This is a genomic window from Azospirillum sp. UENF 211521, assembly GCF_058780535.1.
This window is the reverse complement of sequence record NZ_JBSNCF010000002.1, coordinates 561,799-586,056: the sequence shown is the minus strand read 5'-3', so window position 1 is coordinate 586,056 and position 24,258 is coordinate 561,799. Positions and strand designations below refer to the sequence as shown.

The window sequence follows — 24,258 nt, the reverse complement described above, 5'->3', positions numbered from 1 at the left end:
CGTGCGTCCATGGGCGTGAAAACCGGCGGGAGGGAAGGGAAAAGGAAAGGGCGAAAAAGAGCCCCAAAAACAATCGGCGGCGGAGCCACCCGGGTATGGCCCCACCGCCGGTCAGCCGGACGGGCAACAGTATCGGTAAGATGAGAACGCCGTGATGGCGTCTCACAGGATGTTGCCGCTTGAACTCCAGCCTTCTATCCGGCCGGCGTTACCGCCGGTCGGCACTGTGCGTACAATGCTTTTCGAGCATCAACCTTCACAGACACCATCCTGCCCCGGCCCGACGCCTTCGTCAAGACTGCACCGCCTGCGAAATGGGCTGGGTTAACTCTGATGGCGATACTTCCGAAGGCAATCGGCCAACGCGCACAAAAGGGGTGCCCGGTGGCATCCCCGGCGCCGGGGCAGCAATGCCGCTACGCGAGCAGATTGACCGAACCGGACGGGGCGGGCGTCCCCAGATCGCCTCCGCCGAACGCCGGCAGACTGTCCGCCGAGGCCGTGATCGCGTCCCCCTCGGCGGACCCTTCCGGCTCGCCGGAACCGCCGCCCGTACCGTTCGGGTCGGTCATGGCCTCCACGAAGTCCTTCAGGGTCGTGCTGGACCCGAAGGCCGCCTGGCGCAGTTCGTTCACGTTGTCCTGGGACTCTTTGGCAATCTTGTCGTAATCCTTGAAGGACTCCCGCCGCGCCTTGCGTCTCTCTTCGGCCTGATCCAGTTCGTTGGCAGCCTTCGCTTCGGCAATGATCGACTTCGCCGTGGCAAGGACGGCCTCCACCCGGCGCCCGAACTCGTCGGCCTCGCGGTAGCGCGACATCTTCAGATCGTTGTCGGCCATCATCCGCTGGATGTAGTTGCGGATCCGGTCGCCCTGAGGGGCGGTGGGAGCGGCGTTCAGGCTGGGCGCCGCCTCCGACATCAACCGCTCCAGGTCGCTCCCCTGCCCGTCCGCGGCCTGCTCCTCGGCCTCCTTGTCGGCTTTCGCTTCCGCCCGGTCTTTTTCCTTTTCTTGCTCCGTCTTTTCGGCAGCGGCCTTGTCATTCGAAGACGCTTTGTCCTCCGAAGACGCCTTGCCATCCGAAGCCACGCCCTGGACGGAGACCTGCCCGGCCAGACCGGCCGCCTCCGCCGCCACCGCCTCGGCGGAGCGCGCCTCCCCGTCCTCCGTCGCTTCGTCCCTGGCTGCCGCATCCGCGGCGGCGGTGGTCCCCTCCGCGGCGGCGCCGTCGGTTGCCAGCACGGACGGAGCCGGTGCCGGCGCCATGGACGCGTCCGGCGGCGCCCCGTCGGTCAGGGCGCCCTCACTGGGCTCGCCGTCGCCGCGGATGGTTACCGTCACATCGACCGCGATCTCCGTCTGGACCATGGTGATGGAGGTGCGGGTGGTCGTCCGTTCGACGGTGATGCCGCCGACCGACGGCGCCCCCGCCCCGCCGGGGAGTCCCATTTCCGCGGCCGCGGCCACGCCGGCGCCATACTCCTTGGCCGCCCGCCCGGCCTGCTTGGCAAGGATCGCGGCTTCGCGCGCCAGCTGCACCAGCTTTTCCCGATCGCCACGGCTGTGGCGCATCATCATCTTCAGTTCTTCGATCTTGCGCTCGACCTCATCCAGCCGTTGGGCGGCGACGGCCTTCGGCCCGCCGACGCGCTTGGCTTCCTCCAGCGCGTTGACCACGGCGGTGAAATTCTTCTGCTGCTCCGGAGTCATGGTGAAGGGCAGCTTCGCCTGGTCGGCCTTCTCGGTCAGGACCTGCTTGGCGTCCTTGCCCTCCATGGCTTCCAGCGCGCGTTCCCAGTCCTTCTTGGCCTTCTGGAGCTGGAAAAGGCTGTTCTGGCCGTTGCTCAGAGCGGAAAATATGCCGTTCACGGCCGCCTCCTCCGGTTCGTTTGAACCTTCGCGAATTCGCGGGGAAGTTTAGCACAGTTTCCCTGGCCGTCCAATTCCGACAGCACACCGGACCGCACACCGGCAACCCCGCGTTGCTCCTCAGGAACGCAATACACACGTCGGAACTCCGATGCCCATGAGGGTGTTTGATTCCCGACATCGGACGCCGCAAAGCGCGGCGAATTGCCGCAGGCAGCGGGCCAGCACACGCCCGCTGCCGACCCCGAGGAGGAAAACAGATGGCAGACCGCGATACGTTGGGCACCGGCGAACCGAACCGCAAGACGCCGGACCCGATGGCCGACCGTGGGGCGAACACGGGAATGGGGAACGACCGTTCGCAAAATCGGGGTTCCTCCAATGACATCAACCGCATGGCCGGCGAGGCCGCCCGCGAGGCCTCTGACGCCGGCCGCGACACCCTGGGCGCCGCCCAGGGCCGCATCCGCTCCCTTCTGGAGACGCAGACCGACCGCGCCGCCGACCAGCTCGGCAGCGTCGCCAACGCGCTGCACAAGGCCGCGGAGCAGCTGAACGACGAGAACAACGGCACCGCCGCCCATTACGCCGGCCAGGCCGCCGACCGCGTGGAGCGGGTGGCCGACATGCTGCGCAACTCCACCGTGGACGACATGGTCGGTCAGGTGGAGCGCTTCGCGCGGCGTCAGCCGGAGGTCTTCGTCGGCGCCGCCTTCGCCGTCGGCTTCCTGTTCGCCCGCTTCGTCAAAAGCTCCGGAGAGCGGCGATTTCGCGGCGCGTCCTCGTCGCACCTGACCGGCGGCTACGCCCGGCACGACCGCGGCCACCGCGGCCATGACCCGGAGCATCATGACTACCGCGATTTCGGTCTCCGCGGCGCCGATCGCGCCGGACAGGAAGCCCTGCGCACCGACCATGACCTCGCCGGTCATCGCCGCACCGGGTTTGGCGGCTCGGCCTCGATGGAGGGAACCGGCGCGGGACAGCCGCGGTCCGGCCTGTCCTCCGGCTTTGCCTCCTCCGGCATGACATCGGCGACGGCCATAAACTCGGCCGGCGGCGGGGTCGGCCGCAACCAGGAGAGCCCGCGTCCGCTGAACACCGCCACCGCGGCGACCACCGCCGCCCGCACCCGTGACGCCGCCGAGATGGTCGCCGGGTCCACCCCCGGAACCGCCCAGGGTAGCACCTCCGACTCCAAGCCGGTGGCCGGCACGCCGATCCAGGGGATCAAACCATGAGCGCTGCGGAGGACCGTTCCTACGATCCGCGGCAAGACCGACCGATCTCCGGCCTGTTCGCCGATCTGGCGCGCGAGACCACCAACCTCGCCCGCACCGAGATCGAACTGGCCAAGGCCGAGCTGACCGAGAAGGCCGGTCAGGCGGCTGGGGGTGCGGCCTATGTGGTCGCCGGCGGACTGATCGCCTTTGCCGGCGTCCTGGTGCTGCTGGCCGCGGCGGTGCTGGCCCTGTCGAAGGTGGTCGAGCCTTGGCTCGCCGCCGTCATTGTCGGGGCCGTCGTGCTCGTCATCGGCGGCGTGCTGGCGATGATCGGCAAGAAGCGGCTCAGCCCGGAGAATCTCCAGCCGCAGCGCACCATAGAGACCCTGCGCGACGACAAGCGTTGGGCCCGGTCCCAGCTTGCGCGATGAGCGGCGGCCGAGGAGCGACGGATCAATGAACGGCGGTGAGAAGGGGCGCGAAACGCCCCGCGACTACGACGCGATGCAACGGGAGATCCGCGAACGCCAAGCCCGGATCGGCGACACGATCCAGGTGCTGAAGCGCAAGACCGCGCGGCTCGCTCCCCGTCACCTGATGGAGCAGACCATGAACCGGATGCACACCACCCCCGGCGGCTACGGCGAGCGCGCCCAGGACCGCTATTACGAACCGATCCGCAACCAGACCCACCAGCGGTCCCATTCGGTCGGCGACACCATGCGCAGCAACCCGATCCCGCTCGCCATGATCGGCATCGGCCTGGGCTGGCTGGCCCTCACCGCCTCGGGCTACGACCGGCGCATCGCGCGCAGCGGCGCGATGCACAACGTCCGCGACCGCGCCGGCAGCGCCGCGCAATACGCCCGCGACACCTTCTACCGCGCCGGCAGCAGCGTGCGCGACGCCGCCAGCCACGCCTACGAGCGGGCCAGCGACGCGGCGAGCCACGTCTATGAGCGGGCGAGCGACGCCGTGGACGACGCCGGCGACCGCGTGCGCGGACTTGCCGATCAGGCTCGCGACCGGGCGCACGATCTCACCGACCACGCCCGCGACCGGGCGCAGGGCATGCGCCGCGACATGAGCAGCCGCGTGGACAGCCACATCGGCAACCGTGGCGGCAACTACGGCGGCGCCAGCCACCTCCGGGCCTCGGACCGTTTGCACAGCGCCACCGGGCGGTTCTGGGAGATGGTCGACGACCACCCGATGGTCGCCGGCGTGATGGGCGTCGCCCTCGGCGCGGCGCTCGGCGCCAGCATCCCGGCCTCCCGCTATGAGGACCGCTGGGTCGGCGATTACGCCGACGAGGCGACCAGCCGCGCCAAGGAGATGGCTCTCGACGCCATGGATCGTGGCACCCGCGCCGCCCGTGCGGCGGTCGAGGCCGCCAAGGAGGAGGTCGGCGACGCGGTGAGCGCGGCCAGCGACGCGGCGCGGGAAGAGGTGCGCAAGCCGGGCTGATCCGGCCTTGCACACGGGCTCCTTTCGGGTTCCACGCTGACTGCACCGGCCCCGCGGCCACAACCGCGGGGCCGGTTTTTCGTTGTCCGACCGCGGCGCAGGGTTTCCCGTGGGTGGAGAACGCCCGCGACAGTTCGCCGCAGCGTGCGCCGGGCGCAGGCCTGCCATCCTTATACCTGAGTGTTTTTCCCGGTTATCCCGCTCCGGTTCCGCTTGACAAAGGTCCTATGATGGCCACTTAATCTGGACCAATTTAGTCCTGTATCGGGGTGGTCATGATCCGGCTGAGCAAGCTGACCGACTACGCCATCGTCGTGATGAGCGAAATGGCGCGCCATGTGGGCACGGTTCACACCGTTTCCCATCTGGCGGAGCGCACGGGCGTGCCCTCCCCCACGGTCGCCAAGCTCATGAAGACGCTGACCCCGGCGGGCCTCACGACCTCGCACCGCGGCGCTGCCGGTGGTTATGCGCTCAGCCGCACCGCCGACGCAATCTCTATCGCCGAGATCATCACGGCCCTCGACGGCCCGATCGCTCTGACCGCCTGCGTGGAGGGCGGCGACAGCCAGTGCGGCGTGCAGCGCCTGTGCCCGATGCGCGGCGGCTGGGAAAAGGTCAACAGCGCCATCCGCGGCGCGCTCGAACAGGTGACGCTGGCCGACATGATGGGGCCGCCCGCCTGGGCGGAGGGCCCACCCGGCCCACTCGACAGCATTGGAGCCGGCCCAGGTCCGGCACGGCGCGCCGCCGTCTGACGTTTCGGCGCCTTCATCGGAAACGCTTTCAGGGAACGAGAGACAAGCATGGCCGCCACGACCGAAACCGTCGAACAGGTCCGCGCCGTCACGGAGCAGAAGTACAAGTACGGCTTCACGACGGACATCGAATCGGATGTCGCGCCCAAGGGCCTGAACGAGGACATCGTCCGCTTCATCTCCGCCAAGAAAGAGGAGCCGGAATGGCTTCTCGAATGGCGCCTGAAGGCGTTCCGCGTCTGGCAGGAGATGGAGGAGCCGCGCCATTGGGCGAAGCTGTCCTTCCCGCCGATCGACTATCAGGACGCGCACTATTACGCCGCGCCCAAGATGAAGGACCGCCCGAAGTCGCTGGACGAGGTCGATCCCGAACTGCTGAAGACCTATGAGAAGCTGGGCATCCCGCTGCGCGAGCAGGAGATCCTGGCCGGCGTCGAGGGGGCCGAGGGCAAGAGCCCGGCCATCGCCGTGGACGCCGTGTTCGACAGCGTGTCGGTCGCCACCACCTTCAAGGCCAAGCTGGAGGAGATGGGCATCATCTTCTGCGCGATCTCCGAGGCCGTGCACAAGTGTCCGGAGCTGGTCCAGAAGTATCTCGGCTCCGTCGTGCCCTACACCGACAACTTCTACGCGACGCTGAACTGCGCGGTCTTCACCGACGGAAGCTTCGTCTACATCCCGAAGGGCGTGCGCTGCCCGATGGAGCTGTCCACCTACTTCCGCATCAATCAGGCCAACACCGGCCAGTTCGAGCGGACGCTGATCATCGCCGACGAGGGCAGCTACGTCAGCTATCTGGAAGGCTGCACGGCGCCCCAGCGCGACGAGAACCAGCTTCACGCCGCGGTGGTCGAGCTGGTGGCCCTCGATGACGCCCAAATCAAATACTCGACGGTCCAGAACTGGTATCCCGGCAACGCGGAGGGCGTCGGCGGCATCTACAACTTCGTGACCAAGCGCGGCGCCTGCCGCGGCCGCAACTCCAAGATTTCCTGGACGCAGGTGGAGACCGGTTCCGCCATCACCTGGAAGTACCCGAGCTGCATCCTCCAGGGCGACAATTCGGTGGGCGAGTTCTATTCGGTCGCCATCACCAACAACTTCCAGCAGGCCGACACCGGCACCAAGATGATCCACATCGGCAAGAACACCCGCTCGACCATCGTGTCGAAGGGCATCTCCGCCGGGCGGGCGCAGCAGACCTACCGCGGGCTGGTCAAGATCCTGCCGAAGGCGGAGGGTGCGCGCAACCACACCCAGTGCGACAGCCTGCTGATCGGCGACCAGTGCGGCGCCCACACGGTGCCCTACATCGAGAACCGCAACCGCACCGCCCGCGTCGAGCACGAGGCGACGACCGCCAAGATCAGCGAGGACCAGCTCTTCTACTGCCGCCAGCGCGGCCTGTCGGAAGAGGACGCCGTGTCGCTGATCGTCAACGGTTTCTGCAAGGAAGTGCTGAAGGAGCTGCCCATGGAGTTCGCCGTGGAAGCCCAGAAGCTCGTCGGCATCAGCCTCGAAGGCAGCGTCGGCTGACCGCCCACCGTATCGCGAAGGAAGAAGAAACGATGATCGAGATCAAGAACCTGCACGCCTCGGTGGACGGCAAGGAAATCCTCAAGGGCATCGACCTGACGATCAACCCGGGCGAGGTGCACGCCATCATGGGGCCGAACGGCTCGGGCAAGAGTACGCTCAGCTACGTGCTGGCCGGCCGCGACGGCTATGAGATCACCGAGGGCTCGGTGAGCTTCTTCGGCAAGGACCTGCTGGAGATGGAGCCGGAGGAGCGCGCCGCCGCCGGCCTGTTCCTGGCCTTCCAGTACCCGGTCGAGATCCCCGGCGTCGCCAACACCACCTTCCTGAAGTCCGCCCTGAACGCCATCCGCAAGCAGCGCGGCGAGCCGGAGCTGGACGCCATGCAGTTCCTGAAGCTGGTGCGCGAGAAGACCAAGGCGCTGAGCATGACCGACGAGATGCTGAAGCGCGCGGTCAATGTCGGCTTCTCGGGCGGCGAGAAGAAGCGCAACGAGACGCTCCAGATGGCCGTTCTCCAGCCGAAGTTCGCCATCCTCGACGAGACGGACAGCGGCCTGGACATCGACGCGCTGAAGATCGTGGCCGAAGGCGTGAACGCGCTCCGCTCGCCGGAGCGGTCGATGCTGGTCATCACCCACTACCAGCGCCTGCTCGACTACATCGTGCCGGACCATGTCCATGTGCTGGCCTTCGGCAAGATCCAGCGCTCCGGCGGCAAGGAACTGGCGCTGGAACTGGAGAAGAACGGCTACGCCGAGTTCGGCGTGAACGAGGCGGCCTGATCATGGCGACGACGACCCTCACCAAGGCGCCGCGGGGCTATGACCCGGCGGCGGCCACGCCCTTCCTGGAGCAGCTCGACCGCGTGAAGGGCGGACTGCCCGGCGCCGGCCTGTCCTGGCTGGACGGGCTGCGCGACCAGGGCCGCGCCCGCTTTGCGGATCTGGGCCTGCCGACCGTCAAGAATGAGTCCTGGCGCTACACGAACCTGCGCGCGCTCGACAAGCTGGCCTTCCAGCCCGCCTCTGTGGCGGACGCCCGCTTCGACGTGCTGCCGACCGTGCGCGCGGACGGCGCGACCGGCCCGCGGTTGGTCTTCGTGGACGGGCGCTTCCGGGCGGAGCTGTCCTCCACCGCCGGGCTGCCGGCGGGGGTGGAACTGCTGAACCTCGCCGACGCCCTGGCGCGCAAGCCCGATCTGGTGGCCGAGCATCTGGGCCGCATCGCCGCCCCGGACGATCAGCCGCTGGTCGCGCTGAACACCGCCTTCCTGGCGGACGGCCCGGTCCTGCATGTGCCGCGCGGCGTCACGGTGGAGGAGACCATCGAGCTGGTCTTCGTCTCCGTCGGTTCCGAGGCGCAACCCACCGCCTTCCACCCGCGCGGCCTGATCGTCGCGGAGGCGGAGTCCCGCGCCGTGATTGTCGAGCATCACGTGGGCTTGGGCTCCTGCACCACCCTGTCGAACGGCGTGACCGAGGTCTTCGTCGGCGAGGGCGCGTCGGTCCACCACTACAAGGTCCAGCGCGAGCACGCGGAGTCCTTCCACCTGTCGCACACCACGGCGAAGGTGGCCGGCAAGGGCGTGTACGACAACTTCATCCTCACCATCGGTGCCAAGCTGTCGCGCAACGAGGTGAACAGTGTCCTGGACGGTGAGGAAGGCGACACGCATGTCAGCGGCGCCTACATGGTGCGCGGCGGCCAGCATGTCGACACCACGACCTTCATCGACCACGCCAAGCCCTGCTGCACCAGCCGCGAGGTCTACAAGGGCGTGATCGACGATCAGGCCCGCGCCGTCTTCCAGGGCAAGATCATTGTCCGTCCCGACGCCCAGAAGACCGACGGCTACCAGCAGAACCGCGCGCTCCTGCTTTCCGACACCGCGGAGATCGACGCGAAGCCGGAGCTGGAGATCTACGCCGACGACGTGAAGTGCAGCCACGGCGCCACGGTGGGCGAACTGGACGACGACCAGCTCTTCTACCTGCGCGCCCGCGGCATCGACAAGGCGGCCGCCCGCGGCCTGCTGATCGGCGCCTTCCTGTCCGAAGCGCTGGAGGAGATCGCCGAGGAAAGCGTCCGCGACGCCTTCCAGAGCTACGTTGCCGACTGGCAGAACGCGCGCTGAGGAGGGACCCGGATATGGACACCCAGATCACCCTCCCCACCTTCGATGTGGAGCGCGTCCGCGCCGACTTCCCCATCCTGTCGCGCACCGTGCACGAGCGGAAGGGCAAGCCTGGCAAGCCGCTCGTCTATCTGGACAGCGCCGCCTCCGCGCAGAAGCCGCGGCAGGTCATCGACGCCATGACCCGCTTCCTGGAGGAGGATTATTCCAACATCCACCGGGGCGTCCATTTCCTGTCGCAGACCGCGACCGACCAGTTCGAGGAGGCCCGCCGCAAGGTCGCCCGCTTCCTGAACGCCCCGTCGGAGCGCAACATCGTCTTCACCCGCAGCGCGACCGAGGCCGTCAACCTCGTCGCCCACAGCTATGGCCGGACCTTCCTGTCGGAAGGCGACGAGATCATCGTCTCGGTCATGGAGCACCACGCCAACATCGTGCCGTGGCAACTCCTCCAGATGGACAAGGGCATCCGCATCCGCGTCGTCCCGGTGGACGAGCACGGCGTGCTGGACCTGAACGCCTACGAGGACCTGCTGTCCGACCGCACGAAGCTGGTGGCGATGACCCACTGCTCCAACGTGCTGGGCACGGTGACGCCGGCCAAGCTCATCGCCCGCATGGCGCACGAGCGCGGCGTGCCGGTGCTGTTCGACGGCAGCCAGGCCGCGGTGCACGGCGTGGTGGACGTCCAGGACATCGACGCCGACTTCTACATCATGACCGGCCACAAGCTGTACGGCCCGACCGGGACCGGCGTGCTGTACGGCAAGTACGATCTGCTGAAGAAGATGCCCCCCTATCAGGGCGGCGGCGACATGATCGAGAGCGTCAGCTTCGAAGGCACCACCTTCAAGGCCCCGCCGGCCCGCTTCGAGGCCGGTACCCCGGCGATCACCGAGGTGATCGGGCTGGGCGTGGCGCTGGATTACATGGAGTCCCTGGGTCGCGAGGCCATCGCGGCGCACGAGCATGACCTGCTCCAATACGCCACGCAGCAGCTTTCCCAGATCGACGGCCTGCGCGTCTACGGCACCGCGCCGGGCAAGGGTCCGATCATTTCCTTCACGCTGGAGGGCGTGCACCCGCACGACCTCGGCACCATCGTGGATCAGTACGGCGTGGCCGTCCGCGTCGGCCGCCACTGCGCGGAACCGCTGATGGAGCGTTTCGGGGTCGGCGCCACGGCGCGGGCCAGCTTCGCCCTTTACAACACGCGGGCGGAAGCCGACGCTCTGGTCGAATCGGTGATCGCGGTGAAGGAGTTCTTCGGAGCATGATGGACGAACTGCGCGAGCTGTACCAGGAAGTGATCCTGGACCACGGCAAGAACCCCCGGAACTTCCGGCATCCCGACGATGCCAACCGGGAGGCCAAGGGTGAGAACCCCATGTGCGGCGACCGCTTCATGGTCTACCTGAAGCTGAAGGACGGGGTGGTCGAGGATGTGGCCTTCCAGGGCCGCGGCTGCGCCATCTCCACCGCCAGCGCGTCCATGATGACCGAGGTGGTTAAGGGCAAGACCGAGGCGGAAGCCAAGGCCCTGTTCGAGACCTTCCACGACCTCTGCACCAAGGACGACCATGACCACGGCGACCACGGCCCGGTGGACGAGGACGCCATGGAACGGCTGATGGTGCTGTCCGGCGTCCGTCAGTTCCCGGTGCGCGTGAAATGCGCCACCCTCGCCTGGCACGCGATGAACGCGGCCATCGAAGGCGAGGACAAGGCGAGCAGCGAGTAAGTTGCAGGAAACGGTGAAACGCGATGCCCGATGACGCGATCTCCCCCACTGACGCCATCTCCAAGGACGCCGACGCCGCGGAGGCCAGGCCGATGAACCAGACCGAAGCGGACATGGCCGCGGCCAAGGCCGCCTACGACCCGCGCGCCGCGCTGAGCGAGGCGGTGATCTCGGCGCTGAAGAGCTGCTACGACCCGGAAATCCCCGTGGACATCTGGGAGCTGGGGCTGATCTACCGCGTCGACATCGGCCCGAACAACGAGGTCGAGATCGACATGACGCTGACCAGCCCCATGTGCCCGGTGGCCGGCGAACTGCCGATGCAGGTGCAGCAAGCGGTTGAGTCCGTCGAGGACGTCACCACATGCAAGGTGGAACTGGTTTGGGAACCGCCCTGGCGCCAGGACATGATGTCCGAGGTCGCGCGGGTCCAACTGGACATGTTTTAAGGAGGCGAAGATCCCCATGGCCACGGCTTCTACGGCTTCTCTCCCCAAGGCCCTTTCCATCACCGACGCCGCCGCGGAGCGCGTGCGGCTTCTGATGTCAAAGGCGACCGACGACTACATCGGCCTGCGCATCGGCGTGAAGGCCAAGGGTTGTTCCGGCCTCAGCTACGACGTGCAGTACGCCAAGGAAAAAATGAAGTTCGACGAGGTGGTCGAGGACAAGGGCGTCACCGTCCTGATCGACCCCGCCGCCGTGATGTTCCTGATCGGCAGCGAGATGGACTACGTCGACGACAAGTTCCAGACCGGCTTCGTCTTCAAGAACCCGAACGAGAAGGGCCGCTGCGGCTGCGGCGAGAGCTTCCACGTTTGAGGTCGACGCGGCGTACCGAGCCACGAAAGCCCCCTTCCTGACGGATGGGGGCTTTTTTCATGGATCGTCTGAGAGTGACGGTGGCCCTGTCCAACGGCACTCCGCGTCCCCACTCTCCATGTTAGAGTCCGTCCCCGCGACGCCGACACGGCCAAAACAAGGTTAGAGAAAAGCCCCATGGACAAAGGCACGCCCAAGGCCATCCGCCTGCAGGACTACCGCCCGCCCGCGCATCTGATCGACACGGTCGATCTGTTCTTCGACCTCGGCGAGGACGTGACCACGGTCCGCGCACAGCTCAGGCTGCGACGCAACCCGGCGCGCGACGACGCGGCGGCGCTGCCGCTGACGTTGGACGGGCAGCGGCTGGAACTGGTGTCCGTGGCGCTGAACGGGCGGCCGCTGGGCGATGCCGACTACACCGTCACGCCGGACCATCTGACCGTCCACAGCGTGCCGGAGAGCTTCACGCTGGAAACCGTCGTCCGCATCAAGCCGCAGGAGAACACCGCGCTGGAGGGGCTCTACAAGTCCTCCGGCAACTTCTGCAGCCAGTGCGAGGCGGAGGGCTTCCGCAAGATCACCTACTTCGCCGACCGGCCCGACGTGATGGCCCGCTACACCACCACGATCACCGCGGACAAGGCGCGCTATCCGGTGCTGCTGTCCAACGGCAACCTCATCGAATCCGGCGACTTGCCCGACGGACGCCACCGCGCGGTGTGGGAGGACCCCTTCCCCAAGCCCTGCTACCTGTTCGCCCTGGTCGCCGGCACGCTGGTGCATCAGGAGGACCGCTTCCGCACCGCGTCCGGCCGCGACGTCACCCTGCGCATCTATGTCGAGCCGGGGAACGAGGACAAGGTCGACCACGCCATGCGTTCGCTCATCAAGTCGATGCGCTGGGACGAGGAGGTGTTTGGTCTGGAATACGACCTGGACATCTTCAACATCGTCGCGGTCGGCGACTTCAACATGGGGGCGATGGAGAACAAGTCCCTCAACGTCTTCAACACGAAGTACATCCTGGCGAAGCCGGAGACCGCTACGGACCAGGACTTCCTCGGCATCGAGGCGGTGGTGGCGCATGAGTATTTCCACAACTGGACCGGCAACCGCGTCACCTGCCGCGACTGGTTCCAGCTCTCGTTGAAGGAAGGGCTGACCGTCTTCCGCGACCAGGAATTCTCCAGCGACATGAACTCGCGGGCGGTCAAGCGCATCGCCGACGTGCAGCGCCTGCGCACCGTGCAGTTCCCCGAGGATTCCGGCGCCATGGCGCATCCCGTCCGCCCGGACAGCTATGTGGAGATCAACAACTTCTACACCCCCACCGTTTACGACAAGGGGTCGGAAGTCATCCGCATGTACCACACGCTGCTGGGGCCGCAGGGCTTCCGCAAGGGCATGGACCTGTATTTCCAGCGCCACGACGGGCAGGCGGTGACCTGCGACGACTTCGCCGCGGCGATGTCCGACGCGACCGGCGTGGACCTGACCCAGTTCAAGCGCTGGTACCGGCAGGCCGGCACGCCCGAGCTGGACGTGAGCGGCGCCTATGACGAGGCGGCCAAGACCTACCGGCTGACCGTCAAGCAGACCGTGCCGCCCACCCCCGGCCAGCCGGTGAAGGAGCCGATGCACATCCCGCTGGTCATGGGCCTGCTCGGTCCGGACGGGGCGGACCTGCCGCTGCGCCTGACCGGCGAGGCGGAAGCCGCCGGGACCAGCCGCACGCTGCACATCACCGAGGCCGAACAGGCCTTCACCTTCACCGACATTCCGGGCCGCCCGGTGCCGTCGCTGCTGCGCGGTTTCTCCGCCCCGGTGAAGCTGCGGGCCGACCTGACGGACGGCGACCTGACCTTCCTGATGGCCAACGACAGCGACGCCTTCAACCGCTGGGAGGCCGGGCAGACGCTGGCGACCCGGCTGCTGCTCTCGCTGGTCGCCGACCGGCAGGCCGGGCGGGAACTGGCGTTGCCGCAGAGCTTCATCGACGCGGTGGGCGCCGTCCTCGAGGACGCCAACCAGGACCCGGCCTTTGCCGCGCAGGCCCTGGTGCTGCCGACCGAGAGCTACCTCGGCACGCAGATGGAGGTGATCGACCCCGACGCCATCCACGCCGTGCGCGAGTTCGCCCGCCGCCGGCTGGCCGAGGCGTTGCGGCCCGGCTGGCTGGAGACCCACCGCCGCAACGCGGGCAACGAGCCCTTCTCGGTCGACGCCGCGGCCATCGGCCGGCGGGCGCTGAAGAATCTCTGCCTCGCCTATCTGATGGCGCTGGAGGACGAGGAGGCGCTCGGCCTCTGCCTCGGCCAGTATCGTGGCGCCCAGGCGATGACCGACGTGATGGCGGCGCTGCAGTTCCTCAGCAATTCCAACGCGCCGGAGCGGGACGAGGCCATCGCCAGCTTCTACGAGCGCTGGAAGGGCGAGGCGCTGGTCGTGGACAAGTGGTTCGGCGTGCAGGCGACCTCGCACCGGCCCGACGCGCTGGAGCGGGTAACCGAGCTGCTCGCCCACCCCGCCTTCGAGATCCGCAACCCGAACAAGGTCTACGCCCTGATCGGCGGCTTCGCGGGCGGCAACCCGGTGCGCTTCCACGACACCAGCGGGGCGGGCTATCGCTTCCTGGCCGATCAGGTCCTGCGGCTCGACCCGATGAACCCGCAGGTGGCCGCCCGCATGGTCGGCCCCTTCTCGCGCCTGCGCCGCTACGACGCGCCGCGCCGTGCCCTGATGAAGGCCGAGTTGGAACGCATCGTCGCCACGCCGGGCCTGTCGCCGGACGTCTTCGAAGTGGCGAGCAAGAGCCTGGAGGCGGCGGGCTGACCGGAAAAATCCGGTGCAAAAGGAAAGGGCCGGAGGGTTTCCCCTCCGGCCCGTCCATACCCCCGCGCCGAAACGCGGGCGTCTTTACTTCTGCTCGCTCAGGAAGGCGACCAGATCGTCCACCTTGCCGGCGTCCTTGATCCCGGCGAAGGCCATCGTGCCACCCGGGACGACTTCCTTCGGGGCGGTGATGTAGGACTTCAGGTTGTCGGGGGTCCAGACCAGACCGCCGGCGGCCTTCTCCTGCATCGGCTTGGAATACTTGAAGCCGTCGATCGAGGCGGCCGGGCGGCCGACGACGCCGAACAGCGACGGGCCGACCTTGTTCTTGCCCTGCTCGGCGGTGTGGCAGGCCATGCACTGCTTGAAGACGTCCTTACCGGCGGCGGCGTCAGCGGCCTGCGCGGCGCCCGCGCCCATGGCAATGCCGGCGATCAAGGCGGCGCCCAGGATATGCTTGTTCATTGGTCAGATTCCCCCTTCCGGATGAGGCCGGCATTCGGATGCCGGCAGGTTCGGGCGCAGCATACACATTCTGTGGTTAAGGCCAAACCCCCAACGTGTCGCGCCCAAAACACAAACACCAAATACGGGTTATTTCATCCAGGCGAGAAGAAGCACAAGAACAGCCACGACTCCAAGCGCCGCCCAGGGAACATAGAAGCCGCCCCGCCCCCGGGCGGCGGGCAGCGGAATGGGAATTTCCGGGGCCGGGGCCGCCACGGCGGGCGTCACCGGTTGCGGAGCGGCGGCGCTCCGGGCCGCCGGCGCAACGGCTTCGGAGACCGGTGCGGAGACCGCTGCAGCGACGCTCTCGGACGCCGGCCCGACAACCGGTTCCGGCGGCGGCCCGCCGACCACCGCCGTGAAGCGGTTGAAAAAGTCGTCCGCCATCTTGCGCGCCGTGGCGTCGACCAGACGGGACCCGATCTGCGCCAGCTTGCCGCCAACCGTGGCGTTGGCCGTGTAGGACAGGACCGTCGCTGCCTCGCCGTCCGGTTGCAGCGAGACCTTGGCGCCGCCTTTGCCGAAACCGGCGGCCCCGCCGGACCCTTCGCCCGTGATGTTGTAGCCGTTGGGCGGGTCGAGGTCGGAGAGCGTCACCTTGCCGGAGAACTTGGCGCTGACCGGCCCGACCTTGGCAACCACCTTGGCGGTGAATTCCGTGTCGGAGGTCTTCTGCACCTCCTCGCAGCCGGGAATGCACTGGCGCAGGATCTCCGGGTCGTTCAGCGCCGCCCACACCTTGTCCCGCGGGGCCGTGATGCGCTGGCTGCCGCTCATGTCCATGACCTTGTCCTCCCCTGCCTTTTTTTCACAGCCAAGCCATAGCCGGACGATACGGCAAGGCCGCAACCGGCAACAGCCCCCCTTTCAGCACAGTCCCCCTTTCACCTGGGACGGAACCGGCTCAGCGCGGGGCGGGCGGCACGCAGTTCTGGACGATCGGCGTGCAGGCGGACAGCGAGGCGTTGCCCGGGTAGGACACCTGCTCCACGGTTCCGCCCGGTCCGAGGACGAACGTGGCCTCGCACATGCCGGGGGAGGAGGAGCTGAACGGGAACCCGAATCCCAGCCCGACACCGACGCCGCTGGACCCACCCCCGCCGAAGCCGCCGACGCCGATGCTGCTGCCGCCGAGCGGGCTGACGGCCACGCCGGGGTCTGAGACGTAAGTGTAGTATTCCCGACCGCCGGCCTGGGCCTGCCGCGCCGGAACACCGGCGCAGGCGAGGAGCCTTTCCTTCGGCATGCCGACCAGTTCGGTCTGGGCGCGCCGGGCGATCTGCGGGTCCGGCCCCGTGGCGCAGGACGCCAGAATTGCCCCGGCCATCCCAAGAAGCGCCGCCGTCCCGACCTGCCGAAGCGTCATGACCCTCATCCTCCCACGCAGCATCGCACGACTGGCACAACCCCGCCCACCGCTTGCGGTTCCCGGAGAAAGCCGGCTACCTAAACCGGAGCGTGCTCCCCGCCGATCCCGTTCGGGGTCGCCCCTCCCCAGGGGACGAGAGGCCGGTTTCGGATGTGAGCACGCTTTGACGGTTGATGGAGCGGAGGATCGTGGTATGACTGACAATGGTATGGTTTCGACTAGCGACGGTTCTGCGATGACCACGGTCTACCTAGCGCTTGGCAGCAATCTGGGCGACCGCGCCGCCAATCTGGCGGCCGCGCAGCAGCGGCTCGCTCCGCAGGTCCGCATCACTCTGGCCTCGCCCGTCTATGAAACCGCCCCGATGTATGTGACCGACCAGCCGGCCTTCCTGAACATGGTGCTGTGCGCCCAGACCGCGCTCGGCCCATGGGAACTCCTGAGCCACGTCAAAGGCGTCGAGGCGGAGATGGGCCGCGACCTGAAGGGTGGACCGCGCTTCGGGCCGCGCCCCATCGACATCGACATCCTGTTTTATGGCGAGCTGGTGATGTACGCGCCGGAGCTGGAGATCCCCCATCCCCGCCTCGCGGAGCGCGCTTTCGTCCTGGCCCCGCTGGGCGACATCGCGGGCGACCTCCAGCACCCGGCGATCGCGCGCAGCGTCGACGATCTTCTGGCCGCCGTTCCGGGCCGCGACACGGTGGTCCGCATCGGCGCGGAGCGTCCGGTGACGGTCTGACCCCGGCGATGGTCGAAGCGGACCGATCCTTGTAGGCGGACTGAGTAGGCGGACTGACCTTGCCGAATGGGCGGGCGCCTGCGCTATAGTGGGCGCGGCGCAGCGACGAGGCGGCCGCCCCCGGCGGGGCATGGACCAGGGCCGCCACCCGCCAGGAGATGTTTTTTGGCCAACGACCCTGTTACCCGACCTTCCGGCGCCGATGCCTCCGTCGCGGCGGCGACCTACACCATTCTGCTGCGCGACTTCACCGCCACCGTGTCGCTCGCCGGGCGCCCCGACCGCTCCACCGTCCGAATCAGCCTCGAGTTGAAGGTCAGCCACCCCGGCGTGAGCTTCCCCGACGACATCACCGCCGTCATGTCCTACGAAGACATCGTCGAAGATCTCCGCCGGTTGTGCGCGCAGGAGTCGGTGCCGGGTCCCGACTATCTGGCCAACTGCACCGCCGATCTCTGCCTGGCCCACCCGAAGGTCCGCCGTGCGCGCGTCGATGTGGAGCTTTCCTCCCCGCGTCCTGACACCGCCGGAGCCGGAGTTACGATCATCCGGAACCGCGACGCGGACAGCTGAGCCGGACCAAATCCCTCCATCGGGGTAACCACATTACCCGCATAGGCATCGGTGCGACGTTCAGGCATGAACACTCAGCGCTTTTCTACCTTTGCGCCGACTCTATTCGTTTATTTCGCGGCGCATCATTGTTGCGAAATACCGTATCTTGCGTAGAATGGAAACGACGCCGCCTCTCGGCCGGCCGGAATGAACAGGGAGGGTAACATGGACCAATTGACGGCTCCGACCCTGTCGGAAATCCTGGACGAGCCCATCATCGTCGCCCTGATGAATCGGGACGGCATGACCGCGGAAACCCTACGGCAACTTCTTGAACAGGTCGGGCGCAATTTGCGCGACCGCGAGGACCGGCTGGCCGCCTGATGCCGGCCTCCTTGATGCTGGCCGCCTGATCGGGTGACGTCGCGCGGCGGGTCCGGAACAAGCCGACCGCCGCGGAAGTCGTCCGGCGTTCAGCGGGCCGGCGTTCAGCGGACAGATACGACGCGGAAGGGGCGCTGCTCTCCGTCATGTTCGGTGATGGAGATGTATTCGCCCTCGACCAGCGTATGGCGGTCGAAACGGAAGATCGGTTCGTCGTCGTCCGTGTCGTCGGCGTCGTAGTCGAAAAGCCATCCCTTGCCCCGGTGCACCAAGTGGCCGGCCTGCTCGTCCTCGCCGCGCCAGAAGCGGCGGACCGTGCAGGCGGACGTCTGGTTGCGCCATTCCTCGAGATCGAGGTGACCGTCCGCGGTCAGCGGAGCGGTGAATTCATAGCCATGCTCCGCGCTGCCTTCCGGATGGTCGGCGGTGCGGGCCAGTTCGAGGCGGATCGTCTTCAAGGGCACGGGCGTCGTCCTTTGTGCTGGCGGCGGAACAAGACTGCGCGTCGCGGTGGCTCGACGGTTGGGGGAGCGCGCCTTGCGCACTCCCCGCCGTCCCCCCGACGCCAACCCGCCAATGCCAACCGAACGGAGGGCCGGTTGTTCCGCACCTCCCCGCTCCCCACCGCACCGTCGCGGTGCGGATGGGGCGTTTCCTTCCTCGCTTCCGACCCGTGGGGCCTGTGCGCCGCAGGCTCGTCTACAGGGCCGGGTGCTGGTGCACGAAGCCGTCCAGGACCACCGTCAGCTGGCGGGCATGGACGACCTGCCCGTGGCTGCGGGCGCGGTCGATGTCCTCGCGGATGATGCGGGCGATCCGACGGATGCCTTCGGCGTCGTGGGCGAGGCAGCAGCCCAGTTCCACCGCCAGGATTTCCGGCAGATGCTCATGTTCCGCGATGGCGTCGATTTCCGCTTCGGTCAGATCGCTGAGCGCGATGCAATCGTCGATCGTCAACATGGCGCGTTCCTTCCCGATTGCCGGGCCTTGCCCGGACCGGAGTCCGGGTGGCCTTTTTGGTTGAAAACCATCGGCGTGGAGGGCGCCGGACAGTGCGGCGCCGCGCGTCGGATCGGAGAAGCCCGGCCTTTTGAAAGAGCGGCCCTGTGGTCAGTGGGCCATCAGCACGGGCAGGCCGGCGTGATTCAGCACATAGCGGGTCACGCCACCCAGGATCATTTCCCGCATCCGGCTGTGTCCGTAGCCCCCCATCACGAGGAGGTCGGACCCAAGTTCCGCGGCCTTGTTGATGATGGCTTGGCCGACGGGTTCCGATCCCGGCTTCAATATGGTTACCTGAACCTTAATGCCGTGCCAAGCCAGATGTTGGGCAATGCGACGACCTGCCGCAGCCTGGGTGTTGGAGGTTTCGGCGGTCAGGACATGAACGGTATCGGCGCCGGTCAGGAAGGGCATCGCCCCGGCCAGGGCGCGCACCGATTCGGGGCTGCCGTTCCAGGCGAGCGCGACCGTGCGCCCGATCTCGTCCGGCAGCGTGGCGGGCGCCAGCAGCAGCGGACGGGCCGCCCCCAAGAGGGCGCTTTCCACCGTGGCGTAGGCCTGGGTGTTGCTGTCCAAGGTGGTGTGGGCGAAGACCAGCAGATCGGCCAGCCGCCCTTCGCGCGGCACCACCTCCTCGACGCGGCCGGTTTCCTCGCGCCACTGGGCGGTCGGCGCCTCGACGCCGGTGGGCATGTCGCGCAGTTCGATGTCCGCGGCGCGAATCACATCGTCGAAGGTGCGGCGGGCGGTGTGGAGGTGGGTCTTCGACTCCCCTTCGGCGGCGCGCATGATCTCCTCGACCATCGCGCCGGACATGCCCTCGCCCAGCATGGGCACGGCGTCGCGCGGGTCCAGCGACACGAACAGGGCGTCGATATGGGCGTCGAATTCGCGCGCGATCTTCAGCGCGGCGTTCAAAGCCACCGTGTCGCCGTCGAGTCCGGCCAGCGGCACAAGGATCGTCTTGAGTGACATGATCTCCCCCCGGGCCGTTTCCGCCGGCCCATCTTCTGGACGGTGCCTGTCGGAACGGCGGCTGGATGCACCGTTTCCAGCGCCGCGCCGCCCGTAGTCTAGACCATGGGGAACCGGCGGCGCCCGTTCCACCTGGAATTACACCAGTCGCTCCAGCACGGCCGCAAGCGTTTCCCCCGCATCCCTGCCAGCATTCGTACGCAGCCACGCGAGCGGGCCCAGATCATAGACGTCCTGACGCTCGGCGACCTCCGCCGTCGCGTCCGAGGCGTCGCCGCGGCGGACGGCGATGCGGGCGATCCGGGTATCCAAGGGCGCGTCGAGCCAGACGCCGTCAAATCTCACGCCAGCCTCCGCCGCAAGACGGGCGACGGCGTCCCGTTCGTCCGGGCGGGCGTGCACCGCGTCCAGCACCACGGCGTGCCCGGCGGCCAGCACGATCCGTGCCCGCTCAAGAAGCCCGGCATAGACCCGCTCGGTCATCGCCGGCGCGTAGGCCTCCGCGGGAAGGCGCTCCGTCTCCGCAACGCCGCCGAGGCGCTTGCGCAGTGCGTCGGACCGCAGGACGACGGCACCGGGCGATGCCCCGAGCGAGGGCGCCAGGGCGCGGGCCAGCCGGGTCTTGCCGCTGCCGGACAGGCCGCCGACGGCAACCAGCCGCGGTGGCGGCGGCTCCAGCGCCGCGAGGGACTGCTCCAGATAGGCGGCCGCCTCCCCTTCCGACGTGCGTGCCGCGTCACCGCCGTGACCGAGAGACGCCGTGCTGGCCGCGATCTTGGCGCGGATGGCCGCCCGCGCCGACAGGAACAGGGGCAGAAGCGCCAGGGCGCCGTAATCCTCCGTCGCGTCCAGACTGCGGTTGAGGACGGCGTTGCCCAGCGGGCGAAGCCCCCGCCGGTCCAGATCCATCAGAAGGAAGGCCAGATCATAGGCGACGTCGATGACCGCCAGCCGCTCGTCGAACTCAATGCCGTCGAACAGGACGGGCCTTCCGTCCAAATCAACGATGTTCCGCAGATGGAGGTCGCCGTGGCAATGCCGGACGAAACCGCCGCGTCGCCGCTCCTCCAGCAGCGGGGACAGCCGCTCAAGCGCCGCCGCCGACGCGCTGGCCAGCCGCTCCACACGCTCCGGCGGGAACAGTGTGGGGCTGGCGCGCAATTCAGCGATGTTCCCCTCCACCACCTCCCGCATCGCCACGGCCCCGCCGCCGTCCGGGCGCGGCGCGGCGGCCTGGTGGAAGGCGGTGACGGCGTCCGCGAGGCCGCGAACCAGCGCCTCGTCGAGACCGCCCAGCTCCGCCACGCGGTCCAGGAGGGCGTCCTGGGGAAAGCGGCGCATCACGACCAGCCAGTCCAGCGCCACGCCACCCGCGGCATCCGCGCCGCCGAAGGCGAGCGTTCCGTCCGCCCGCCGCACCACCGACTCCAGGCCGAGATAAAGGGAGGGCGCCGTCCGCCGGTTCAGGCGCAGTTCCTCCAGGCAGGCCGCCCGCCGCCGCTCCGCCGTCGAATAATCCAGATAGGGATAGCGGACCGCGCGCTTCAGCTTGTAGGCGCGGTCACCGGCCAGGAACACCATGGCCGCGTGGGTTTCGACACGCTCCACCGCCGCACCGCCGTGGCTCGCCGGATCAGCGAGGAAGGCGGCCACCGACGGCGTCGGCTCCTGTGCCGGATCGGAAGCGGTGGGCTGCATGACTACAGTCTAGCACGCTCCCCCGCCCCCCGATGAGCCCCGCCAACCGCCTAGGCCGTCCCGATCAGGGCAGCCCTCCCACCATTGACGCGGCGCGCGGCGCGCACGACATGTGGGAGTAGCCCCGTTACGCGCTTGCGCGGGGGTGCGGTGCAACGCGTAATGCCACAACCGCGTCGGGATCGGACGCGGTAGGCTGGAGCAGCCGGAGTAGGACGGTCAACGATCGATCGGGAGCAGGCCGCCGTGCGTCATGGGACCTCGTGCCTCTGTCTGGTGGTTGCCGTGGCGGGCCTCGCGCTCTCCGGTCCCGCCGGCGCGCAGACCCTGTCGATGCCCGAAGACCGGATCGGAAACTGGAAGATCGGCGGCCTCGCCTACAGCGTCGGGGAAACGCCGGACACCAAGGTGTCCGACCTGCACAACAAGATCCGCATCGGCTCCTCCCTGCTGCCCAAGCTCGACGGCTACGCGGAGGTGCGTCCCTGGGTGTCGCTCGGCCCCAGCGCGCCGGACGGCAGCCTGCACGGCATGGGCGGCATCCTGATCGACGTGCCGCTCGGCGGTTCCTCCTTCGTCTTCACGCCCAGCGTCGGCGCCGGAACCCTGCCCGTCACTCCGCGCGATCCGTCGGCGACCGGCAGCGTGGTCGAGTTCCGCTCCCAGCTCGAACTCGGGTACCAGTTCGAGAACAAGGCCCGCTTCAGTCTCGGCTACAGCCGCATCGACACCAGCGGCCCGGCCACCGACGCCGCCACGCCGGCCAACAACGTCTTCGGATTTTATTACCGCATGCCGTTCGGAGCCTTCACCGGACGCTGAGACTCCGCCGGTTGTTTTGCGGCGCAGCATGACCATCCGCGAATCACTTGACCTCTGTTCTGACGCGAAGGCTGCGCAAAGGGGTTGGCAATACTCGCCTTAACCACTTGTTAATGACGGCTGGTTCTATTGACCATGGGGACCAACGCCGGGGATTCGATCATGGCCAAGCGCAAGACCGCCACCGCAAAGACCGTCGAAGCCGCTCCGTCGCTTGAAGCGGCCGAGGCGCTCGCCACCGACACCGGGGCGGAAATCGTCCTGAACACCAATTTCGCGGCCATCGAGCAGGACGCGGTCGCTCTCCTGCACGCCGCCAGCCTGCTGGTCGAAGCCGACACCCCGGAGAAGGCGAGCCACGCGCTCGACCACAACCTGCGCCTCTGGGTCGCCATCAAGACGGTGCTCCAGAACGAGGAGAACACCCTGGACTCCGAGGTGAAGGCGAACCTGCGCAACCTCGCGCAGTACGTCACCGTCACCACCATGGAAGCGACCAAGGGCTCCATCGAGGCGCGCAAGCTGGTTTCGCTGTCGCGCATCAACATGCACATCGCGGAGGGCCTGCTGCAGGGCCAGAAGAGCCGCATGGTGCAGGAGCGCGCCTATGAGATCTGGGAGCGCGAGGGCCGGCCGAACGGACGCGAGATGGACCATTGGCTGCTGGCCGAGGCCGAGATCGCCGACCTGCTGAACAACCGCTGACGGGACCGCAAGGCGGCCGGATCGGCATGGCGCCGCAATCCGGCCATTCCGTCAGGACATGACCACCCGCGTCGCGGCAACGTGACGCGGGTGGTTGCGCTTGATAGCATTCGGGCGTGACCGCGCCCCCCCTCTCCCCCGCCCCCGCCCGTCCCGCGACGCCCCGCCACATCCGCGTGGAGAACATACCGCTCGGCATCGTCATGATGCTGGGGTCGGTGCTGCTCTTCTCCGTGATGAACGTGCTGGTGAAGCTGCTCTCGGAGACGTACCCCGTCATCGAGGTGACCTTCTTCCGCAACGCCATGGCGCTGATCCCCGTGGCGGTGGTCATCTCTCTTCAGGGCGGCTGGATCAACAACCTGCGCACCGAGCGGCCGATGGGGCATGTCTGGCGCTCGGTCGTCGGGCTGACCGCGATGTCGCTGACCTTCTGGTCGTTCAACCTGTTGCCGCTGGGCGACGCGGTGGCGCTGAACTTCTCGGCCCCGCTCTTCCTCACCGCCCTGTCGGTGCCGCTGCTCGGCGAGAGGGTGGGCGTCTACCGGTGGAGCGCGGTGCTGGTCGGCTTCGTCGGCGTCCTCATCATGGTCCAGCCGTCCGGCGAGATGCTCACGCATCTGGGCGCCCTGGTCGCGCTCGGCGCCGCCTTCTGCCAGTCCTTCGCGATGGTGGCGATCCGCCAGCTCAGCAAGACCGAGCGCGCCAACACCATCGTCTTTTACTTCACGGCCATCACCACCCTGATCCTGGCGCTGGTCATGCCCTTCGTGTGGGTCACCCCGCGCAGCCTGACCGATTTCGCCCTGCTGTCGGCCACCGGCGTTCTCGGCGGTGGCGCGCAGCTGTTCCTGACGCGGGCCTATTCGCTGGCCCCGGCGGCCGTGGTGGCGCCCTTCAACTACGCCGCGCTGCTGTGGGCCGTGCTGTTCGGCTGGCTGCTGTGGAACGAGATGCCGACCCTGCACATGGTGTCGGGCGCCGCCGTGGTGGCGGTGAGCGGCCTCTACATTCTGCACCGCGAGACCCGCCGCCGCCTTCCCCCCAGCCCGCCCGCGATGGGCGGCGGCGGCGACTGACCCTCCGACGCCGTCGGCGTCACTCCGCCGGCC

The 24,258-nt window shown here is 68.0% G+C and carries 26 protein-coding genes; 18 read left to right on the top strand and 8 right to left on the bottom strand.

Annotation, left to right across the window (positions count from 1 at the left end):
- Window positions 1-416 precede the first annotated feature (416 nt).
- Window positions 417-1,868 (bottom strand): hypothetical protein, encoded by a 1,452-nt coding sequence (locus ACWPN5_RS19355; protein ID WP_492296919.1) that lies wholly within the window; start codon window positions 1,866-1,868, stop codon window positions 417-419.
- A gap of 260 nt (window positions 1,869-2,128) precedes the next feature.
- On the opposite strand from ACWPN5_RS19355, the gene ACWPN5_RS19350 reads away from it, so the two are divergent.
- From ACWPN5_RS19350 to pepN, 12 genes are all read left to right on the top strand, one after another.
- Window positions 2,129-3,109 (top strand): hypothetical protein, encoded by a 981-nt coding sequence (locus ACWPN5_RS19350; RefSeq protein WP_492296917.1) that lies wholly within the window; start codon window positions 2,129-2,131, stop codon window positions 3,107-3,109.
- Window positions 3,106-3,522, top strand: a complete 417-nt coding sequence (locus ACWPN5_RS19345) for a phage holin family protein (RefSeq protein ID WP_145671909.1) — start codon at window positions 3,106-3,108, stop codon at window positions 3,520-3,522. Before ACWPN5_RS19350 ends, ACWPN5_RS19345 begins: the two co-directional genes overlap by 4 nt.
- A 25-nt stretch (window positions 3,523-3,547) precedes the next feature.
- The gene (locus tag ACWPN5_RS19340; protein ID WP_492296915.1) at window positions 3,548-4,558 is read left to right on the top strand and encodes a hypothetical protein; all 1,011 of its coding nucleotides are present in this window, start codon (window positions 3,548-3,550) and stop codon (window positions 4,556-4,558) included.
- A 275-nt stretch (window positions 4,559-4,833) separates the two neighbouring features.
- Window positions 4,834-5,316 carry an SUF system Fe-S cluster assembly regulator gene (locus tag ACWPN5_RS19335; RefSeq protein WP_145671907.1) on the top strand — a complete coding sequence of 161 codons (483 nt, stop codon included), beginning with the start codon at window positions 4,834-4,836 and terminating at the stop codon, window positions 5,314-5,316.
- A 48-nt stretch (window positions 5,317-5,364) separates the two neighbouring features.
- Complete coding sequence (sufB, locus tag ACWPN5_RS19330; RefSeq protein WP_014197137.1) at window positions 5,365-6,852, top strand: Fe-S cluster assembly protein SufB; 1,488 nt, start codon at window positions 5,365-5,367, stop codon at window positions 6,850-6,852.
- A gap of 32 nt (window positions 6,853-6,884) precedes the next feature.
- Window positions 6,885-7,637, top strand: coding sequence for a Fe-S cluster assembly ATPase SufC (sufC, locus tag ACWPN5_RS19325; protein ID WP_492296913.1), 753 nt, complete (start codon window positions 6,885-6,887; stop codon window positions 7,635-7,637).
- Window positions 7,638-7,639: 2 nt separating this feature from the next.
- Window positions 7,640-8,989 carry a Fe-S cluster assembly protein SufD gene (gene sufD, locus ACWPN5_RS19320; protein ID WP_492296912.1) on the top strand — a complete coding sequence of 450 codons (1,350 nt, stop codon included), beginning with the start codon at window positions 7,640-7,642 and terminating at the stop codon, window positions 8,987-8,989.
- 14 nt (window positions 8,990-9,003) lie between these two features.
- Window positions 9,004-10,266: a cysteine desulfurase gene (locus ACWPN5_RS19315; RefSeq protein ID WP_145680576.1), complete on the top strand. Its 1,263-nt coding sequence runs from the start codon at window positions 9,004-9,006 to the stop codon at window positions 10,264-10,266.
- On the top strand, window positions 10,263-10,730 hold the full coding sequence (gene sufU, locus ACWPN5_RS19310; protein WP_014197141.1) for a Fe-S cluster assembly sulfur transfer protein SufU: 468 nt from the start codon (window positions 10,263-10,265) through the stop codon (window positions 10,728-10,730). The genes ACWPN5_RS19315 and sufU overlap by 4 nt, the downstream gene beginning before the upstream one ends.
- A gap of 23 nt (window positions 10,731-10,753) precedes the next feature.
- Window positions 10,754-11,179 carry an iron-sulfur cluster assembly protein gene (locus ACWPN5_RS19305; protein WP_145680575.1) on the top strand — a complete coding sequence of 142 codons (426 nt, stop codon included), beginning with the start codon at window positions 10,754-10,756 and terminating at the stop codon, window positions 11,177-11,179.
- A 16-nt stretch (window positions 11,180-11,195) separates the two neighbouring features.
- A complete protein-coding gene (locus tag ACWPN5_RS19300) occupies window positions 11,196-11,552 on the top strand; it encodes a HesB/IscA family protein (RefSeq protein WP_145680574.1) in 357 nt (118 codons plus the stop codon).
- A gap of 177 nt (window positions 11,553-11,729) precedes the next feature.
- Window positions 11,730-14,387 (top strand): aminopeptidase N, encoded by a 2,658-nt coding sequence (gene pepN, locus ACWPN5_RS19295; RefSeq protein WP_492296910.1) that lies wholly within the window; start codon window positions 11,730-11,732, stop codon window positions 14,385-14,387.
- A gap of 84 nt (window positions 14,388-14,471) precedes the next feature.
- Here the strand turns inward: pepN and ACWPN5_RS19290 are convergent, their stop codons facing one another.
- The 3 genes from ACWPN5_RS19290 to ACWPN5_RS19280 form a co-directional block, all read right to left on the bottom strand.
- Window positions 14,472-14,852 carry a c-type cytochrome gene (locus tag ACWPN5_RS19290; protein WP_145671894.1) on the bottom strand — a complete coding sequence of 127 codons (381 nt, stop codon included), beginning with the start codon at window positions 14,850-14,852 and terminating at the stop codon, window positions 14,472-14,474.
- A gap of 129 nt (window positions 14,853-14,981) precedes the next feature.
- Entirely contained in the window at window positions 14,982-15,677 is a 696-nt protein-coding gene (locus ACWPN5_RS19285; protein WP_492296908.1) for an SRPBCC family protein, read from the bottom strand.
- Between the two features lie 121 nt (window positions 15,678-15,798).
- Complete coding sequence (locus tag ACWPN5_RS19280) at window positions 15,799-16,260, bottom strand: hypothetical protein (RefSeq protein ID WP_145680570.1); 462 nt, start codon at window positions 16,258-16,260, stop codon at window positions 15,799-15,801.
- Window positions 16,261-16,498: 238 nt separating this feature from the next.
- Between ACWPN5_RS19280 and folK the strand changes: the two genes are divergently transcribed.
- From folK to ACWPN5_RS19265, 3 genes are all read left to right on the top strand, one after another.
- Window positions 16,499-17,005, top strand: a complete 507-nt coding sequence (folK, locus tag ACWPN5_RS19275; RefSeq protein WP_145680569.1) for a 2-amino-4-hydroxy-6-hydroxymethyldihydropteridine diphosphokinase — start codon at window positions 16,499-16,501, stop codon at window positions 17,003-17,005.
- A 165-nt stretch (window positions 17,006-17,170) separates the two neighbouring features.
- A complete protein-coding gene (locus tag ACWPN5_RS19270) occupies window positions 17,171-17,578 on the top strand; it encodes a dihydroneopterin aldolase (RefSeq protein ID WP_145680568.1) in 408 nt (135 codons plus the stop codon).
- Between the two features lie 207 nt (window positions 17,579-17,785).
- On the top strand, window positions 17,786-17,944 hold the full coding sequence (locus ACWPN5_RS19265; protein ID WP_174440004.1) for a hypothetical protein: 159 nt from the start codon (window positions 17,786-17,788) through the stop codon (window positions 17,942-17,944).
- A 104-nt stretch (window positions 17,945-18,048) separates the two neighbouring features.
- On the opposite strand, the gene ACWPN5_RS19260 is transcribed toward ACWPN5_RS19265, so the two are convergent.
- The 4 genes from ACWPN5_RS19260 to ACWPN5_RS19245 all read right to left on the bottom strand — a co-directional run bounded on the left by ACWPN5_RS19260 (window position 18,049) and on the right by ACWPN5_RS19245 (window position 21,619).
- Window positions 18,049-18,408 carry a hypothetical protein gene (locus tag ACWPN5_RS19260; RefSeq protein ID WP_492296904.1) on the bottom strand — a complete coding sequence of 120 codons (360 nt, stop codon included), beginning with the start codon at window positions 18,406-18,408 and terminating at the stop codon, window positions 18,049-18,051.
- Between the two features lie 235 nt (window positions 18,409-18,643).
- Entirely contained in the window at window positions 18,644-18,904 is a 261-nt protein-coding gene (locus tag ACWPN5_RS19255) for a hypothetical protein (RefSeq protein ID WP_145680566.1), read from the bottom strand.
- Between the two features lie 150 nt (window positions 18,905-19,054).
- Entirely contained in the window at window positions 19,055-19,921 is an 867-nt protein-coding gene (locus ACWPN5_RS19250; RefSeq protein WP_492296902.1) for a universal stress protein, read from the bottom strand.
- 138 nt (window positions 19,922-20,059) lie between these two features.
- The gene (locus ACWPN5_RS19245) at window positions 20,060-21,619 is read right to left on the bottom strand and encodes a bifunctional aminoglycoside phosphotransferase/ATP-binding protein (RefSeq protein WP_492296900.1); all 1,560 of its coding nucleotides are present in this window, start codon (window positions 21,617-21,619) and stop codon (window positions 20,060-20,062) included.
- Window positions 21,620-21,865: 246 nt separating this feature from the next.
- Here ACWPN5_RS19245 and ACWPN5_RS19240 point away from each other — a divergent pair, with 246 nt between their 5' ends.
- The 3 genes from ACWPN5_RS19240 to ACWPN5_RS19230 all read left to right on the top strand — a co-directional run bounded on the left by ACWPN5_RS19240 (window position 21,866) and on the right by ACWPN5_RS19230 (window position 24,225).
- The gene (locus ACWPN5_RS19240; RefSeq protein ID WP_247888067.1) at window positions 21,866-22,441 is read left to right on the top strand and encodes an acyloxyacyl hydrolase; all 576 of its coding nucleotides are present in this window, start codon (window positions 21,866-21,868) and stop codon (window positions 22,439-22,441) included.
- Window positions 22,442-22,603: 162 nt separating this feature from the next.
- The gene (locus ACWPN5_RS19235) at window positions 22,604-23,146 is read left to right on the top strand and encodes a DUF2934 domain-containing protein (protein WP_145680563.1); all 543 of its coding nucleotides are present in this window, start codon (window positions 22,604-22,606) and stop codon (window positions 23,144-23,146) included.
- A 116-nt stretch (window positions 23,147-23,262) separates the two neighbouring features.
- A complete protein-coding gene (locus tag ACWPN5_RS19230; RefSeq protein ID WP_145680562.1) occupies window positions 23,263-24,225 on the top strand; it encodes a DMT family transporter in 963 nt (320 codons plus the stop codon).
- Window positions 24,226-24,258 lie beyond the last annotated feature (33 nt).